Genomic DNA, 15,145 nt, shown 5'->3' with positions numbered 1-15,145 from the left:
ACCCCTCGAAACGCCCGGCCCGCACTCGGGCCGGGCGCCGCTGCGCGAGCTGCGCAGCGGCCTTGAGGACCGGATCGGGCGTTTCGCGACGATCTGGGGACGGGCCATCTTCCCCGTCACGGCCACCTCGCTGACCCGGCCCGAGTTCGAACGGCACCTCGTACCCCTGACCCGGACCCTCACCGAGGCCCTCCACGCCCGGCCCTTCGACGCCGGTGTCGCCCAGCGCGTCGGCGCCGAACTGGTCGCCGTGCACTGCACCGACCCCGAGGCGCTCGCCGGCACCCTGGGCGTGGTCGAGTCCTACCTGGTCCTCTACTGCGGGCCGGACGGTTCCGGGACCGAGGGGACCGAGGAGTACCGTTCCCGCTGCGCGCGGCTCCAGCACGGCATCGCTGCCGGTTTCGCCCGGGCCCTGCGCGAACGGACGCTGCGGGAGCAGGAGGCCATCGCCCGCTCCGCCCTGACGGCCCGCATCGACGCACAGCAGGCCCTGCACGCGAGCGAGGAACGCTTCCGGGCGGTCTTCGAGGGCGCGGCCGTCGGGATCGGCATCGCCGACCTGCAGGGCAACGTGCTGGAGGTCAACGACACCCTGCTCCAGATGTTCGGCGGCCTCGAAGGCCACGTCCGGGGCCGCAACGTCAGTGAATGGGGGCACCCCGACGACACCCCGCACGTCTGGCGGATGTACGGGGAACTGGTGCGCGGGGAGCGCGAGCACTACCGGGTGGAGAAGCCCTACTACCGGCACGACGGGACCGTCCTGTGGACCAACCTGACGGTGTCGCTGCTGCGCGACGCCGACGGCGTCCCCCAGTACCAGCTGGCCCTGATGGAGGACACCACCGAACGCCGCCTGCTCAACCTGCGCCTGCGCTACGAGGCCACCCACGACGCGCTCACCGGGCTGCCCAACCGCACGCTGTTCTTCGAGCGGCTGGAGAAGGCCCTCGGCGGAGCGCCCACCACCCGCTTCGGCCTGTGCTACCTCGATCTCGACGGGTTCAAGGCGGTCAACGACAGCCTCGGCCACTCCGCGGGCGACCGGCTGCTGGTGGAGGTGGCCGACCGGCTCCAGAGCTGCGCGACCGGACCGGGCGAGGTGGTCGCGCGCCTGGGCGGCGACGAGTTCGTCGCCCTGACCACCGGGCCCGCCGCCGACAGCGAGGAGAAGGTGACGGACCTGGCGGTCCGGATCCTCTCCGCACTGTCCACCCCCATCCGGCTGGAGGGCCGGGAGCTCACGGTGCGCGGCAGCATCGGCATCGTGGAGGGCCGGGCGGGCGAACGCACCGCGGCGGAAGTGCTGCGCAGCGCCGACATCACCATGTACCGGGCCAAGGCGGCCGGGGGCAACCGCTTCGAGTTCGCCGACGCGGAGGCCGACGCCCGCGCCATCACCCGGCACGGACTGACCAACGCCCTGCCGGCCGCGCTGGAACGCGGCGAGTTCTTCATCGAGTACCAGCCGCTGGTGCACATGCACGACGGCAGCGTGCACGGCGCCGAAGCGCTGGTGCGCTGGTCGCACCCGCAGTACGGGGTCCTCGGCCCGGACCGCTTCATCCCGCTCGCGGAGCGGACCGGACTGATCGTGCCGCTCGGCCGCTGGGTCCTGGAGGAATCGGTCCGCCAGGCCCGCAACTGGCAGCGCCAGCACGGCGGGGCGACCCTGCGCGTCAACGTCAACCTCTCGCCGACCCAGCTCCACCACCCGGGCCTGGTCGCCGACACCGTGCGCGTGCTGGAGAGCTCCGGCCTGGCCCCGGGCTCCCTGTGCCTGGAGGTCACCGAATCGGCGCTGATCGGAGCCGATGACGAACTCCTGGAGCCGCTGCGCCGACTCGCCGCCCTCGGCGTGGACATCGCCCTCGACGATTTCGGCACCGGCTACTCGAACCTGGCCAACCTGCGCCGCCTCCCGGTCAGCGTCCTGAAGCTGGACCGATCCTTCACCCAGGGGATGCAGCAGCAGCCGGCCAACCCCGTCGACGTCAAGATCGTGGAGGGCATCGTAGCCCTGGCCCACAGCCTCGAACTCGCTGTGACGGTCGAGGGAGTGGAGACCGGTGCCCAGGCGGCCCAGCTCCGCGCCCTCGGCTGCGACACCGCCCAGGGCTGGTACTACGCCCGCCCCGGAGCCCCGGACCGCATCCACGCCCTCTCCCTCTCGGACGCCGTGCCCACACCCTCCTGACGCCCACAGGGCCCACGGCGGGAGAGCCGGCCCTCGGGGAGCCGGACCTCGGAGCCGGCCCTCGGGGAGCCGAGCCCCGGGAGCCAGCCCCCGGAGCCCGGCGTCGCCGTGGCGGCCGGTCCCGTAAGTCCGGGCCGGTCGGTCCGGGCCGGTCAGTCCAGGCTGGCCTCCGTGCCCCGGCCGGGCGTCCGGACGGCAGCCAAGACCCGCTCGTACCGCCGCGAGGTGTCGGCCAGGACCTCGGCGGCCACCGGCAACCGCTCCGCCCCGTACGCGTCGAGCACCTCCTCACCGGCCTGCCCGGCGAGGGCTGCGGCCAGCGTCCGGCCCAGGGCGGCCGCGTCCTGGATGCCGGTGTTCATGCCCAGCCCGCCGGCTATGGAGTGGACGTGCGCGGCGTCCCCGGCGAGGAAGGCCCGGCCCTCCCGCATCCGGGTGGCCATGCGGACGTTGACCCGCCAGGAGGAGAGCCACGTGGCATCCGCGAGCCGGATCCCCGGCATCCGGGCATGCCGGTCGAAGAGCCGCTGGAAGCTCTCCAGCGACGCCGGCAGCAGTCCGCCCCGCCCGTCCTGCTCGGGCGCGGCCTGCAACTGGAAGGTATCCGTCCCCGGCATCGGGCAGAGCAGGATCCCGCCGCCTTCCGAGGTGAACCACTGGTGCCAGAAGTCCCGGCTGAGCCCGGGGGCACGGACGTCCCCGATGACCATCGCGGGCTCCTCCTCCCCGCTGCCTTCGAAGGGGATGCCGAGGAGTTTGCGCGTGGTGCTGCGCCCGCCGTCGCACCCGGCGAGATAGCCGGCTCCGATCGTGGCGCCGTCCTCCAGCTCCGCGCGGACCCCCGCCGCGTCCTGGGTGATCCCGGCGAGCCGGGCCCCGTACTCGACCCGCACGCCCAGGTCGGCGAGGCGGTCGCGCAGTGCCTCTTCGATCTGCCACTGCCCTATCAGCAGGCCGCTGCCGGGCATGGGGGTGTCGTTGACATGTGCTCCGTCGAAGTATTTGCGCAGGACCACCTCGCTGTTTCCGATGGCCGTCAAGGGCTCGGCGGCGCCCAGCCCTCGGAGGACGTCCATGCTGCTCGGCCAGAGCCCCTTGCCGCGGGACTCGCGGTGCGCTGCGCCGCGTCCCTCGATGACGCGGACGGCGGCTCCACTCAGGGCGAGTTCACAGGCCAGGGTCAGTCCCGTAGGGCCGGAGCCCACGACCAGTACGTCTGTCATCGGATGTCCTTCCGTCGTCGATGACACAAGGGAAGCGCCTCGGGGAAGAAAATGCAACCCGGTCACGAAATTAACTCGGTCACGATTCTGTGGTACGGTGGACGCATGGACAACACGACGGGTTTGCGCGAGAGCAAAAAGCTGCGTACGCGTCGCCTGCTGGCGGCCACGGCGCTGGAACTCTTCCTGGAGCGGGGCTTCGACGCCGTGTCCGTGGCCGATGTCGCCGCCGCGGCCGAGGTGTCCAAACCCACCCTGTTCCGGTACTTCCCGAGCAAGGAGGACCTGGTGCTCGACCGCTTCGCCGACCATCAGGACGAGGTGGCCCGCATCGTGCGCGACCGGGACGCGGGCCTCACTCCGGTCGGGGCGGTGCACGCGCACTTCCTGGCGGCCCTCGCCGGGCGCGACCCGATCACCGGACTCTGCGACCACCCGGACGTGCTCGCCTTCCAGGGGCTGCTCTACTCCACCACGAGCCTTGAGGCCCGGATCGCCCATTACACGGCCCGCGAGGTGGAGCTGCTCGCCGCCGCCCTGGAGGCGGAGTCGGTGCCGCCGCTCGCCGCCCGGCTCGCCGCCACGCACCTGGTGGCGGTCCGCCACGAGCTGGGCCGGGAGAACTGGCGCCGCCTCGCGGCGGGCGCCACCGTCGACGCGATCCAACCGGCGGCCGTGGCCGAGGCGAACCAAGCCTTCGGCATGCTGGCCGACGGCTTCGACCGGGCGCTGCTCCCGCCCAGACGTCCGAACTGACGCTGTGCGGCGGCCCATGGAGCGCGGGGACAGGACGGCCGGCGGCCGGCAGGAGAGGGGTGCCTCACCTACTGCCTTGAAGGAACACGGCACCAGGCCTGCCCGGCGGGGGGAGGCCTCCACGTCTCGGCGCGGCGGGACTTACGGTTTGCGGGTTACCCAGAGCAGTTCCGCCGGCCAGCGGTGTGCCCACTCCGGGGGGTCGGTTTCGTTGTAGCCGTTGCGTGTTCCGGGTTCGGGCCGCGGCTCGATGAGGTCGTCGATGATGAGACCCGCGCCGCGCAGGACCTTGACCCAGCCGCCGTAGGTGAGCTGATAGCTGGTCGCGCCGTCGCCTTCGGCGATGGTGTTCAGCCCGAAGTAGTCCTGCTGCAGCGTCGTGGTCACGCGGCCGGCGGCCTCGTCGTAGCAGGCTTCGAACCATGGGCTGGCGACGTTGAACACCAGGCGCCCGCCTCGGCGCAAGACGCGTGCGGCCTGCGGGACGGCCAGGTGCGGGGGCGCCCAGCTGAGCCCACCGAAGTCGCAGAACACCAGGTCGAAGCTGTCGGCGGCGAAGGGGAGTTGTTCGGCGGCACCTTGCACCAGCGGGTAGGGGGCCGCTCCCATCGCGTCGGCCGCTGCCGCGAGTTGGGCTTCGGACAGGTCGAGCCCGACCACGGTGGCGCCCTCGGCGGCGAGCGCCCTGGACCACTGGCCGGCGCCGCAGCCGAGTTCGAGGACGCGCTTGCCGGTGACGTCGCCCAGGGCGCGCAGGTGCGCGTCGGGGATGGAGTACATGCCCCACAGCCGGGGTGTGGCGCCGATTCGCGGGTCGTGCCTGTGCTGGTAGGAGCTGCTGATCCGGTTCCAGAGCCGCCGGTTGGCGGGGATGCTGTCCACGCGTCGACTCCAGCACTGCCTGCCGGGGGCGGTCAACACGATGAGGGCACCGGCCGGCCGTCGCCCCGGTCCGGCCCTGGCTCGGCCCGTGATCCGCCGGACGAGCCCTCGGGGTCCCCCGGGGGGATCGTGCCGCTCACGGCGCGAGGGGGGCGACGCACCGGCGTGGTGACGGCGCCGCCGCGCGGAAGGTCTGGGGCCGGGGAAGGTGCGGGACGCGCCCGGCGCGGGCCGCTCAGCCGACGAGCATGCGCTTCAGTTCGCGCGCCGCGCGCGGGGGTGCCACGTCGGTACGGTGGGCCAGCGCGATCGTGCGGCGCAGCGGCGAGCCGGCGAGCCGGGTGGCGCGCAGGCCCGGGCCGGCGGTGTCGACGACCATGGCCGGAACCACCGCGATGCCCAGACCCGCCCGCACGAAGCCCAGTACCGCGTCCATCTCGCCGCCCTCCACCGTGAACACCGGCTCGAAGCCCGCCGCCCGGCAGGCCGCCACCGTCAGGTCCCGCAGGTCGTAGCCGTGGCGGAACATCACCATCGGCTCGTCGCGCAGGTCCGCGATGGCCGGTTCCCGCCCGCCCGCCGGCGGCGGGAGGTCGGCCGACGAGACCACCACCAGGTCCTCCGTCAGCAGCTCCACCGTCGTCAGCGCGGGCGCCGAGGGCGGCAGCGGCAGCGCGATCAGGGCCAGGTCCAGCACCCCCCGCGCCAGTTCCCGCACGAGGTCCAGCGAACCGCTCTCCTCGATCAGCAGCTCGATCCCCGGGTGCGCCGTGTGGAAGGCCCGCAGCACCGCCGGCAGCAGGCCCGTGCACACGCTCGGCGTCGCGCCCAGCCGCACCCGGCCGCGCCGGAGCTGCGCCAGCTCCTGCACCTCCAGCCGCGCCGTGTCGGCGTCGGCCAGGATCCGCCGCGCCAGCGGCAGCAGCGCCTCGCCCGCGTCGGTGAGCGTGATGTTCCCCCGGGCGCGGCTGAACAGTTCGGCGCCCAGCTCCCGTTCGAGCGCCTTGATCTGCTGCGACAGCGACGGCTGCGCCACGTGCTCACGCTCGGCGGCGCGGGTGAAGTGCCGGGTCTCGGCGACGGCCACGAAATAGACGAGCTGCTGGAACTGCATACCGCCAGGCTAGCGCCTACGATAGGTACTGCCTATCGCGATCAGCTCCACCATGTCTTGGACCTTTCGGGACCTTGGTCCTTACGGTCGATGGCATGGCTCTGGCAACGCGGACGGATCGACGGCCGTCCACCACGCGCACCATCTGGGACTCCACCGTCGGCAAGAAGTCCGTGATGGCGGTATCCGGCCTGATCATGCTCGGCTATCTCGTCGTGCACATGCTCGGCAACCTCAAGATCTTCTTCGGGGCGGACGAGTTCAACGCCTACGCCCACTGGCTGCGCACCCTCGGCTCCCCGTTCCTGCACCACGAGTGGGCCCTGTGGATCGTGCGCGTGGTCCTGGTCGCCGCCGTCGTCGCCCACGCCGTGTGCGCCTACCAGCTCAGCCGGCGTGACATCAAGGCGCGCCCGGTGAAGTACGCACACAAGCGCCGGCGCGCGAGCTACGCCACCCGCACCATGCGCTGGGGCGGGATCATCCTCGCCCTGTTCATCGTCTGGCACCTCCTCGACCTCACCACCCTCACCGTCAACGAGCGCGCCTGGGCCGGCCACCCCTACGAGAACGTCCTCGCCACCTTCTCGACCTGGTACGGGAACACCATCTACATCGTGGCGATGGCGGCCCTCGGCCTCCACGTCCGCCACGGCTTCTGGAGCGCCGCCCAGACCCTCGGCGCGGGCGGCGCCCGGCGCGAGCGGACGCTGAAGTTCCTGGCCAACGCCCTGGCCCTCGTCCTCTTCGCGGGCTTCGTGTCCGTCCCCGTCGCCGTCATGACCGGAATGGTGAGCTGACCGTGAACACCGACCACACCGACCACACCGATCACTTCGATCACACGGACCACTGTGATCACGCCGCCCACACTGCCTACGCCGAATACACGACCGGCGACCCGATCGCCGACACCAAGGCCCCCGAAGGCCCGATCGCAGAGCGCTGGGACCGCCGCCGCTTCGAGGCCAAGCTCGTCAACCCCGCCAACCGCCGCAAGCACCGCGTCATCGTCGTCGGCACCGGCCTGGCGGGCGGCGCGGCCGGCGCCACCCTCGCGGAGCAGGGCTACCACGTCGTCCAGTTCTGCTTCTCGGACTCCCCGCGCCGCGCGCACTCGATCGCCGCGCAGGGCGGCATCAACGCCGCGAAGAACTACCGCAACGACGGGGACTCCGTCCACCGCCTCTTCTACGACACCGTCAAGGGCGGGGACTTCCGCGCCCGCGAGTCCAACGTCCACCGCCTCGCCCAGATCTCCGTCGAGATCATCGACCAGTGCGTGGCCCAGGGCGTTCCCTTCGCCCGCGAGTACGGCGGCCTCCTCGACACCCGCTCCTTCGGCGGCGTCCAGGTCTCCCGCACCTTCTACGCCCGCGGCCAGACCGGTCAGCAGCTGCTGCTCGGCGCCTACCAGGCGCTGTCGCGGCAGATCGCCGCCGGGAACGTCGAGATGCACGCCCGCACCGAGATGCTCGACCTGATCACCGTCGACGGAGTCGCCCGCGGCATCGTCGTCCGCGACCTGGTCACCGGAAGGATCTCCACCCACTACGCCGACGCCGTGGTGCTGGCCAGCGGCGGGTACGGCAACGTCTTCTACCTCTCCACCAACGCCATGAACTCCAACGCGACCGCCGTCTGGCGGGCGCACCGGCGCGGGGCGTACTTCGCCAATCCGTGCTTCACCCAGATCCACCCCACCTGCATCCCGCGCACCGGCGACCACCAGTCCAAGCTCACCCTGATGAGCGAGTCCCTCCGCAACGACGGCCGCATCTGGGTTCCCAGGGCCAAGGGCGACACCCGCCCCGCCGCCGAGATCCCCGAAGCGGAGCGCGACTACTACCTGGAGCGGATCTACCCCTCCTTCGGCAACCTCGTGCCCCGCGACATCGCCTCCCGCGCCGCGAAGAACGTCTGCGACGAGGGCCGCGGCGTCGGCCCCGGCGGGCAGGGCGTCTACCTCGACTTCGCCGACGCCATCCGCCGCATGGGCCGCGACAAGGTCGCCGAGAAGTACGGCAACCTCTTCGACATGTACGAGCGGATCACCGCCGAGAACCCGTACGAGGTCCCGATGCGGATCTACCCCGCCGTGCACTACACGATGGGCGGACTGTGGGTCGACTACGACCTCCAGACCACCGTCCCCGGCCTGTTCGCGATCGGCGAGGCCAACTTCTCCGACCACGGGGCCAACCGCCTCGGCGCCTCCGCCCTCATGCAGGGCCTCGGCGACGGCTACTTCGTGCTCCCCTCGACCATCAACGACTACCTCGCCCGCCACCCGCACCACGAGGAGGTCGACGACAGCCACCCCGAGGCCGCGGCCGCCGTCCGCGAGACTCGCGACTGCCTCGCCAAGCTGCTCGCCGTCGACGGGGACCGCACGCCCGACTCCTTCCACCGCGAGATCGGCGAACTCATGTGGGAGTACTGCGGGATGGCCCGCACCGAGGAGGGTCTGCGCAAGGCACTGAACCGCATTCCGGAGATCCGCGAGGAGTTCTGGCGACGCATCAAGGTCCCCGGCAGCGGCGAGGAGTTCAACCAGTCGCTGGAGAAGGCCAACCGCATCGTCGACTACCTCGAACTCGCCGAGCTGATGTGCCTCGACGCCCTCCACCGCGCCGAGTCCTGCGGCGGCCACTTCCGCGAGGAGTCCCAGACCCCGGACGGCGAAGCGGCCCGCCGCGACGAGGAGTTCGGCTACGCCGCCGCCTGGGAGTACCGCGGCACCGCGGCCGCACCCGTCCTGCACAAGGAAGACCTCGTCTTCGAGTACGTCCACCCCACCCAGCGGAGCTACGCATGAAGCTCACCCTGCGCGTCTGGCGCCAGCGCAACACCGACGCCCCCGGCGCCATGGCCTCCTACGAGGTCGACGGCATCTCGAAGGACATGTCCTTCCTGGAGATGCTCGACACCCTCAACGAGGACCTCATCCTGCGCGGCGAGGACCCGGTCGCCTTCGACCACGACTGCCGCGAGGGCATCTGCGGAGCGTGCAGCCTCGTCATCAACGGCGACGCCCACGGACCCGAGCGCACCACCACCTGCCAGCTGCACATGCGCTCCTTCGCCGACGGGGACACCATCGACGTCGAACCGTGGCGGGCCTCGGCCTTCCCCGTGGTCAAGGACCTGGTCGTGGACCGCAGCGCCTTCGACCGGATCATCCAGGCCGGCGGCTACATCACGGCGCCGACCGGATCCGCCCCCGAGGCACACGCCACCGCCGTGCCCAAGCCCGACGCCGACTCCGCCTTCGAGCACGCCGAGTGCATCGGCTGCGGTGCCTGCGTGGCGGCCTGCCCCAACGGCTCCGCGATGCTGTTCACCTCCGCCAAGATCAACCACCTCAACGTGCTCCCGCAGGGTTCCCCCGAGCGCGAGACGCGGGTGCTGGACATGGTGGCCCGGATGGACGACGAGGGCTTCGGAGGCTGCACCCTGACCGGCGAATGCGCCACGGCCTGCCCCAAGGGCATCCCGCTGCCGTCGATCGCCGCGATGAACAAGGAATGGCTCCGCGCGGTCCGCAAGAGCTGAGGCCCGGCGGCCGGCGCCAGTGGGCCCCGCGGCCGGTACCGGTGGGCCCATCGTCCGTTCGGGCGGTGGGCCGATCGGCTGATCCGATCGGCTGATCCGATCGGCCGACCGGGCGCTCGTACGGGCCCCGCGCCGCGCCGCGCCCCGGGCGCGCCCGGGGCGTGCGGTTCAGTGGACCGCATGCCACAAGCCCCCGCCGGGTCCGGACCGCGCCGACGCAGCGTGCTGGCCGCCGCTGCCCTCGCCCCCCTGGCGGCGGCCGGATGCTCCGCCGAGGACACCTCGCGCAGCGGGGCGCCCGGCCCCCAGCCGCCCCCCAAGGACGCCCTTGTTATGGTGATGCGGCACGCGGAGAAGCCCTACGCCGGGGACACCGGCGAGGACGACGACGGCGTCGAGCACCCCGGCTACCTCGCCGGCCGGGGCGTGCGCCGCGCCGAAGAGCTGCACCTGCTGTTCGCGCCGACCGCCGGCGCCCTGCTGCCCCGGCCCGCCGTGCTCTTCGCGACCGGCGGGCCGGCGAGCGCCCCCGCCCGGAGCAGGCAGACCCTGGAGCCCCTGGCCGCCGCCCTGCGGATGCCCGTACGCGGTGGATTCGCCCTCGGCGCCGAAGCGGACCTGGCCCGCGAGGTGCTGGCCGCCCGGATGCCCGTCCTCGTCTGCTGGGAGCACAGCGGCATCCCCCGGCTGCTCCACGCCCTCGGCGCGGACCGGGTCCGCGGCCTCCCCGCGGCCTGGCCCGACCGCTACGACCTCGTCTGGGTCCTCACCCGCACCCGCGGCCAGTGGGCCTTCCGCGAACTCCCGCAGCACCTGCTGCCCGGAGACGCGTAGGGCACCCGGCCTACGACAGCGCGCGGGCCAGGTAGCGGGCCGTACGGCCCTCGCCCCGGGCGGCCACCTCCGCGGGCGGGCCGCAGGCCGTGACCCGGCCGCCCTCCGCGCCGCCGCCCGGACCCAGGTCGACGACCCAGTCCGCGCCCGCCACCACCTCCATGTCGTGCTCCACGACCACCACCGAGTGCCCGGCGTCCACCAGCCCGTGCAACTGCCCCAGCAGCACCCGCACATCGGCCGGGTGCAGACCCGTCGTCGGCTCGTCCAGCAGGTACAGGGTGTGGTCGCGGCGCAGCCGCTGCAGCTCCGTCGCCAGCTTGATCCGCTGCGCCTCGCCGCCCGAGAGCTCCGTCGCCGGCTGCCCCAGCCGCAGGTAGCCCAGGCCGATGTCCACCAGCGCCCGCAGGCTGCGCGCCGCCGCCGGGACGTCCGCGAAGAAGATGGCCGCCGCCTCCACGGTCAGCCCCAGGACCTGCGCGATGTCCAGCCCGGCGTACCGGACCTCCAGCGTCTCGGCGTTGTAGCGGGCGCCCGCGCAGACCGGGCAGGGGGCGTACGTACTGGGCAGGAAGAGCAGCTCGACGGAGACGAAGCCCTCGCCCTGGCAGGTCTCGCAGCGTCCGCCCGGCACGTTGAAGGAGAACCGGCCCGCCTTCCAGCCGCGCGCCTTCGACTCCGGCAGCGCGGTGAACAGCCTGCGCACCACGTCGAACAGCCCCGTGTACGTGGCCAGGTTCGAGCGGGGCGTCCGGCCGATCGGCTTCTGGTCCACCTCCACCAGCCGCCGCACCGGGAAGTCCGCCTCCGCCAGCCGCCCGTCGACCTCCCGCGCGAGCACCTGCCCCACCAGCGTGGACTTGCCCGAACCCGACACCCCCGTCACCGCCGTGAACACCCCGAGCGGGAACTCCACCGTCAGATCGCGCAGGTTGTGCCGGTCGGCTCCGGTGACCCGGACCGTCCCGGTGGCCGTACGGACCGGCCGGGCGTGCGCCGCCCCCTCCGGCCGCGGGAAGAGGTGGCGCGCCGTCGCCGACTCCGCCACCCCCGCGAGCCCCTCCGGCGGTCCGCTGTACAGCACCCGGCCCCCGTGTTCCCCGGCCAGCGGTCCGACGTCCACCAGCCAGTCCGCGTTCCGCACCACGTCCAGGTGGTGCTCCACCACGAAGACGGTGTTCCCGGCCGACTTGAGCCGGTCCAGTACGCCGAGCAGCGCCTCGGTGTCGGCCGGGTGCAGCCCCGCCGACGGCTCGTCGAGGACGTACACCACCCCGAACAGCCCCGACCGCAGCTGCGTGGCCAGCCGCAGCCGCTGGAGCTCGCCCGCGGACAGGGTCGGCGCGGTCCGGTCCAGGCTCAGGTAGCCCAGCCCGAGTTCCACGACGGGCGCGATCCGCCCGCGCAGGTCCTCGGCCAGCACCCGGGCCGCCTCGCCCCCGTTCCGCGCCGACGCCAGTACGCCGTCCAGCTCGCTCAGCGCGAGCCCCGCGAGCTCCGCGATCGTGCGGCCCGCGAAGGTCACCGCCAGGGCCTCCGGCCGCAGCCTGCGGCCCTCGCACACCGGGCACGGCGCGTCGGTCAGGAACTTCTCGGCCCGAGCCCGCAGGGTCGCGCTCTTGGTGTCCGAGAAGGTCCGCATCACGTACCGGTGGGCGCTCATGTAGGTGCCCTGGTAGGGGCGCTGGATCCGGTCGGCGTCCCGCACCGGGTGCACGGTGACCACCGGCTGCTCCTCGGTGAACAGGATCCACTCGCGCTCCGCCGCCGGCAGCTCCCGCCAGGGCCGGTCCACGTCGTGGCCGAGCACCTCCAGGACGTCGCGCAGGTTCTTGCCCTGCCAGGCGCCCGGCCAGGCCGCGACGGCTCCCTGACGGATCGACAACGACGGGTCCGGTACGAGGAGCTCCTCGCTGGTGCGGTGGATCCGCCCGAGCCCGTGACAGGAAGGGCAGGCCCCGGAGGCGGTGTTGGGGGAGAAGGCGTCCGAGTCCAGGCGCGGCGCGCCCGGGGGGTACGTACCGGCCCGGGAGTACAGCATCCGCAGGGAGTTGGAGAGGAGGGTCACCGTGCCCACCGAGGAGCGCGAGCCCGGGGAGGAGCGGCGCTGCTCCAGGGAGACGGCGGGCGGCAGCCCCGTCACCGCGTCCACCTTCGGGGCGCCGATCTGGTGGATGAGGCGCCGGGCGTAGGGGGCCACGGACTCGAAGTACCGGCGCTGCGCCTCGGCGTAGAGGGTGCCGAAGGCGAGGGAGCTCTTCCCGGAGCCGGAGACCCCGGTGAAGACGGTCAGGGTGTCGCGGGGGATGTCCACGTCGACCCCGCGCAGGTTGTGCTCCCGGGCACCCCGCACCCGTACGCAGGGGTCGACGGCGTCGCGGCCGGAACCGGAACCGGGGGCGGCGGGACCGGGGGCATCGGGGCCGGGGGCATCGGGGGAGTGGCGCATTCGCCCCAGTTTAGGGCCCTACGACAGCCCGGCGATCCGGGCCAGCCTGGTGAAGCCGTCCAGCAGGGCCGTGCGGTCGTACGTGGAGGTGGTGACGAGCAGCTCGTCCGCCCCGGTGCTCTCCGCGATCCGGGCGAGTTCCGCCGCGACCTGCTCCTCGGTGCCGGCGACGTGCCCGGCGAGGGCGCCCTCGTACAGCTCCCGTTCCTTGGGGGTCATCTCCGTCGCCTCGATCGCGGCGGCCGGGCGCAGGGGCGGGAAGGCGCCGCGGGTGCGGGAGCGGGCCAGCGACCAGGCCTCCGGGACCAGGATGCGCCGCGCCTCCTCCTCGGTGGCGGCGACCGCGACGGTCCCCGACACCACGACGTACGGGGTGGAGCGCCGGGCGGAGGGCCGGAACTCCGCCCGGTAGCGCTCGACCGCCTCCGTGACCCGGGCGCGGGCCCGCAGGTCGCCCACCACCAGCGGCAGTCCGGCGCGGGCCGCGATCCCCGCGCCCTCGCCGGTGGCCAGTACGTACGCCGGTACGCGCAGCCCCTCGGCGGGGCGGGCGTGCACCTCGGGGTGGGCCCGCTGGGTGCCGTCGATCCAGCCGAGCAGTTCGGTCAGCTGTTCCTCGAAGCGGTCGGCGTCCCCGGTGTCCCGGCCCAGGGCGCGGCGGATGCCGCCCGTGAAGCCGACCGAACGGCCCAGGCCCATGTCGATCCGGCCGGGGAACAGCGCCTCCAGGACCCCGAACTGTTCGGCGACCACCAGGGGCTGGTGGTTGGGCAGCATGACCCCGCCGGTGCCGACCCGGATCCGCCGGGTCGCGGCGGCCACGGCGGCGGCCAGGACGGTGGGGGCGGAGCCCGCGACCCCGGGCACGCTGTGGTGCTCGGACACCCAGAAGCGGTGGTAGCCGAGCTCCTCCGCCGCCCGGGCAAGTTCCACGGTGTCGCGCAGTGCCTCGGGGGCGGGGTGCCCTTCGCGGGTGCGGGAGCGGTCCAGGATCGAGATTCTTGTGATCACACCGGTCTCAACGCGTGGCGCCGGTGGTGATTCCCGGCCCGGGACGGCCGGAGCCCCTCCGGGGCCGGTCCCGCCCGCTCGGTTCCCGCTGTCGGTGGCGGCGCCTACGCTGCCGTCATGACCGAGACTGCATCCCGCCGCCCGCTGGCCGTGTTCGACATCGACAACACCCTGGCGGACACCGGCCACCGCCAGCACTTCCTGGAAGGCCGGCCGCGTGACTGGGAGGGGTTCTTCGGCGCGGCCCCGGCCGATCCCCCGCTGGCGCGAGGCATCGCGCTCGCGGTGGAGAGCGCGGCCGACTGCGAGGTCGTGTACCTGACCGGCCGGCCGGAGCGGTGCCGGGCCGACACCGAGGACTGGCTGGTCCGGCACGGCCTGCCCGGGGGCCGGATCTGGATGCGCGGCAACCAGGACCGGCGGCCGGCCCGGCAGACCAAGCTGGAGGTGCTCCAGCGGCTCGCCCGGGGCCGAGAGGTGCGCATGCTCGTCGACGACGACGAACTCGTCTGCCAGGCCGCCCGCGCGGCCGGCTTCCGGGTGGTCCTCGCGGACTGGGCGGCGGAGGCACCGGAGCTCAAGGATGCCCAGGAGGGCGAGGGCCGCACCTGAGCGCCGGCGGCCGACGGCCGCCACACGCCGCGGCGGCCGCCTCCGCCCCACTCACCCGCGCCCCACCCGTCTCCGCCCCACCCGTCTCCGCCCCACCCGTCTCCGCCCTGCCCGCGCAGACCTGCCCGGGTGGAACCACCGCGTCGCCCGCGCCCCCGTCGCCCGCGCCCGCGGCGGCCTCGTCGTGCTCGCAGCCGTCGCCGTCGATCCGGGCTCCCGCGCCCGTCAGTCCTCGCCGTCGAGGCGGAAGCCCACCTTCAGCCCTACCTGGTAGTGCGCGATCTGCCCGTTCTCGATGTGCCCGCGCATCTGTGTGACCTCGAACCAGTCCAGGTTCCGGAGGGTCTGGCCCGCGCGGGCCAGACCGTTCCGGATGGCCTGATCGATGCCCTCGTGGGAGGTGCCGACGATCTCGGTCACCCGGTAGGTGTGGTTGGACACGGTGCTCTCCCGCCAGTCGTCGCTGTTGCCTTGTTCCACGGTGCCCCAGTACGGCCGGGTCCGCGAAC

General features: G+C 73.2%; 13 protein-coding genes. 7 read left to right on the top strand and 6 right to left on the bottom strand.

The features are described from left to right. The first annotated feature begins 40 nt into the window (after positions 1-40). On the top strand, positions 41-2,200 hold the full coding sequence (locus OG295_RS03815; protein WP_371681097.1) for a putative bifunctional diguanylate cyclase/phosphodiesterase: 2,160 nt from the start codon (positions 41-43) through the stop codon (positions 2,198-2,200). A 152-nt stretch (positions 2,201-2,352) separates the two neighbouring features. Here OG295_RS03815 and OG295_RS03810 read toward each other — a convergent pair whose 3' ends face one another. Continuing rightward, on the bottom strand, positions 2,353-3,423 hold the full coding sequence (locus tag OG295_RS03810) for an FAD-dependent monooxygenase (protein WP_371675539.1): 1,071 nt from the start codon (positions 3,421-3,423) through the stop codon (positions 2,353-2,355). 105 nt (positions 3,424-3,528) lie between these two features. Here OG295_RS03810 and OG295_RS03805 point away from each other — a divergent pair, with 105 nt between their 5' ends. Beyond that, the gene (locus tag OG295_RS03805) at positions 3,529-4,179 is read left to right on the top strand and encodes a TetR/AcrR family transcriptional regulator (protein ID WP_371675538.1); all 651 of its coding nucleotides are present in this window, start codon (positions 3,529-3,531) and stop codon (positions 4,177-4,179) included. Positions 4,180-4,320: 141 nt separating this feature from the next. Here the strand turns inward: OG295_RS03805 and OG295_RS03800 are convergent, their stop codons facing one another. Further along, positions 4,321-5,061, bottom strand: coding sequence for a class I SAM-dependent methyltransferase (locus tag OG295_RS03800; protein ID WP_371675537.1), 741 nt, complete (start codon positions 5,059-5,061; stop codon positions 4,321-4,323). A 235-nt stretch (positions 5,062-5,296) separates the two neighbouring features. After that, on the bottom strand, positions 5,297-6,175 hold the full coding sequence (locus OG295_RS03795) for a LysR family transcriptional regulator (RefSeq protein ID WP_356215205.1): 879 nt from the start codon (positions 6,173-6,175) through the stop codon (positions 5,297-5,299). Between the two features lie 95 nt (positions 6,176-6,270). Between OG295_RS03795 and OG295_RS03790 the strand changes: the two genes are divergently transcribed. From OG295_RS03790 to OG295_RS03775, 4 genes are all read left to right on the top strand, one after another. After that, positions 6,271-6,975, top strand: coding sequence for a succinate dehydrogenase cytochrome b subunit (locus OG295_RS03790; RefSeq protein ID WP_371675536.1), 705 nt, complete (start codon positions 6,271-6,273; stop codon positions 6,973-6,975). A gap of 104 nt (positions 6,976-7,079) precedes the next feature. Beyond that, positions 7,080-8,993, top strand: a complete 1,914-nt coding sequence (locus OG295_RS03785; RefSeq protein ID WP_266846940.1) for a fumarate reductase/succinate dehydrogenase flavoprotein subunit — start codon at positions 7,080-7,082, stop codon at positions 8,991-8,993. After that, complete coding sequence (locus tag OG295_RS03780) at positions 8,990-9,730, top strand: succinate dehydrogenase/fumarate reductase iron-sulfur subunit (protein WP_371675535.1); 741 nt, start codon at positions 8,990-8,992, stop codon at positions 9,728-9,730. The genes OG295_RS03785 and OG295_RS03780 overlap by 4 nt, the downstream gene beginning before the upstream one ends. A gap of 333 nt (positions 9,731-10,063) precedes the next feature. After that, positions 10,064-10,564, top strand: coding sequence for a hypothetical protein (locus OG295_RS03775; RefSeq protein ID WP_371675534.1), 501 nt, complete (start codon positions 10,064-10,066; stop codon positions 10,562-10,564). A gap of 10 nt (positions 10,565-10,574) precedes the next feature. Here the strand turns inward: OG295_RS03775 and OG295_RS03770 are convergent, their stop codons facing one another. After that, positions 10,575-13,013, bottom strand: a complete 2,439-nt coding sequence (locus OG295_RS03770; RefSeq protein ID WP_371675533.1) for an ABC transporter — start codon at positions 13,011-13,013, stop codon at positions 10,575-10,577. A gap of 18 nt (positions 13,014-13,031) precedes the next feature. Beyond that, the gene (locus OG295_RS03765; protein WP_371675532.1) at positions 13,032-14,024 is read right to left on the bottom strand and encodes an LLM class flavin-dependent oxidoreductase; all 993 of its coding nucleotides are present in this window, start codon (positions 14,022-14,024) and stop codon (positions 13,032-13,034) included. 117 nt (positions 14,025-14,141) lie between these two features. Here OG295_RS03765 and OG295_RS03760 point away from each other — a divergent pair, with 117 nt between their 5' ends. Next, positions 14,142-14,636: a hypothetical protein gene (locus OG295_RS03760; RefSeq protein WP_266846921.1), complete on the top strand. Its 495-nt coding sequence runs from the start codon at positions 14,142-14,144 to the stop codon at positions 14,634-14,636. A gap of 225 nt (positions 14,637-14,861) precedes the next feature. Here OG295_RS03760 and OG295_RS03755 read toward each other — a convergent pair whose 3' ends face one another. Beyond that, on the bottom strand, positions 14,862-15,077 hold the full coding sequence (locus OG295_RS03755; RefSeq protein WP_030241592.1) for a dodecin: 216 nt from the start codon (positions 15,075-15,077) through the stop codon (positions 14,862-14,864). Between the last annotated feature and the right edge of the window lie 68 nt (positions 15,078-15,145).

The organism is Streptomyces sp. NBC_01276, from assembly GCF_041435355.1.
Classification (GTDB): domain Bacteria; phylum Actinomycetota; class Actinomycetes; order Streptomycetales; family Streptomycetaceae; genus Streptomyces.
The sequence above is the reverse complement of the archived record's forward strand: the minus strand, read 5'-3'. Positions and strand labels throughout refer to the sequence as shown.

Bases quoted from the DNA above. Each gene is read 5' to 3' on its own strand.
- OG295_RS03770 (WP_371675533.1), bottom strand. From the start codon at position 13,013: ATGCGCCACTCCCCCGATGCCCCCGGCCCCGATGCCCCCGGTCCCGCC.
- OG295_RS03760 (WP_266846921.1), top strand. From the start codon at position 14,142: ATGACCGAGACTGCATCCCGCCGCCCGCTGGCCGTGTTCGACATCGAC.
- OG295_RS03775 (WP_371675534.1), top strand. From the start codon at position 10,064: ATGGTGATGCGGCACGCGGAGAAGCCCTACGCCGGGGACACCGGCGAG.
- OG295_RS03790 (WP_371675536.1), top strand. From the start codon at position 6,271: ATGGCTCTGGCAACGCGGACGGATCGACGGCCGTCCACCACGCGCACC.
- OG295_RS03780 (WP_371675535.1), top strand. From the start codon at position 8,990: ATGAAGCTCACCCTGCGCGTCTGGCGCCAGCGCAACACCGACGCCCCC.
- OG295_RS03795 (WP_356215205.1), bottom strand. From the start codon at position 6,175: ATGCAGTTCCAGCAGCTCGTCTATTTCGTGGCCGTCGCCGAGACCCGG.
- OG295_RS03810 (WP_371675539.1), bottom strand. From the start codon at position 3,423: ATGACAGACGTACTGGTCGTGGGCTCCGGCCCTACGGGACTGACCCTG.
- OG295_RS03805 (WP_371675538.1), top strand. From the start codon at position 3,529: ATGGACAACACGACGGGTTTGCGCGAGAGCAAAAAGCTGCGTACGCGT.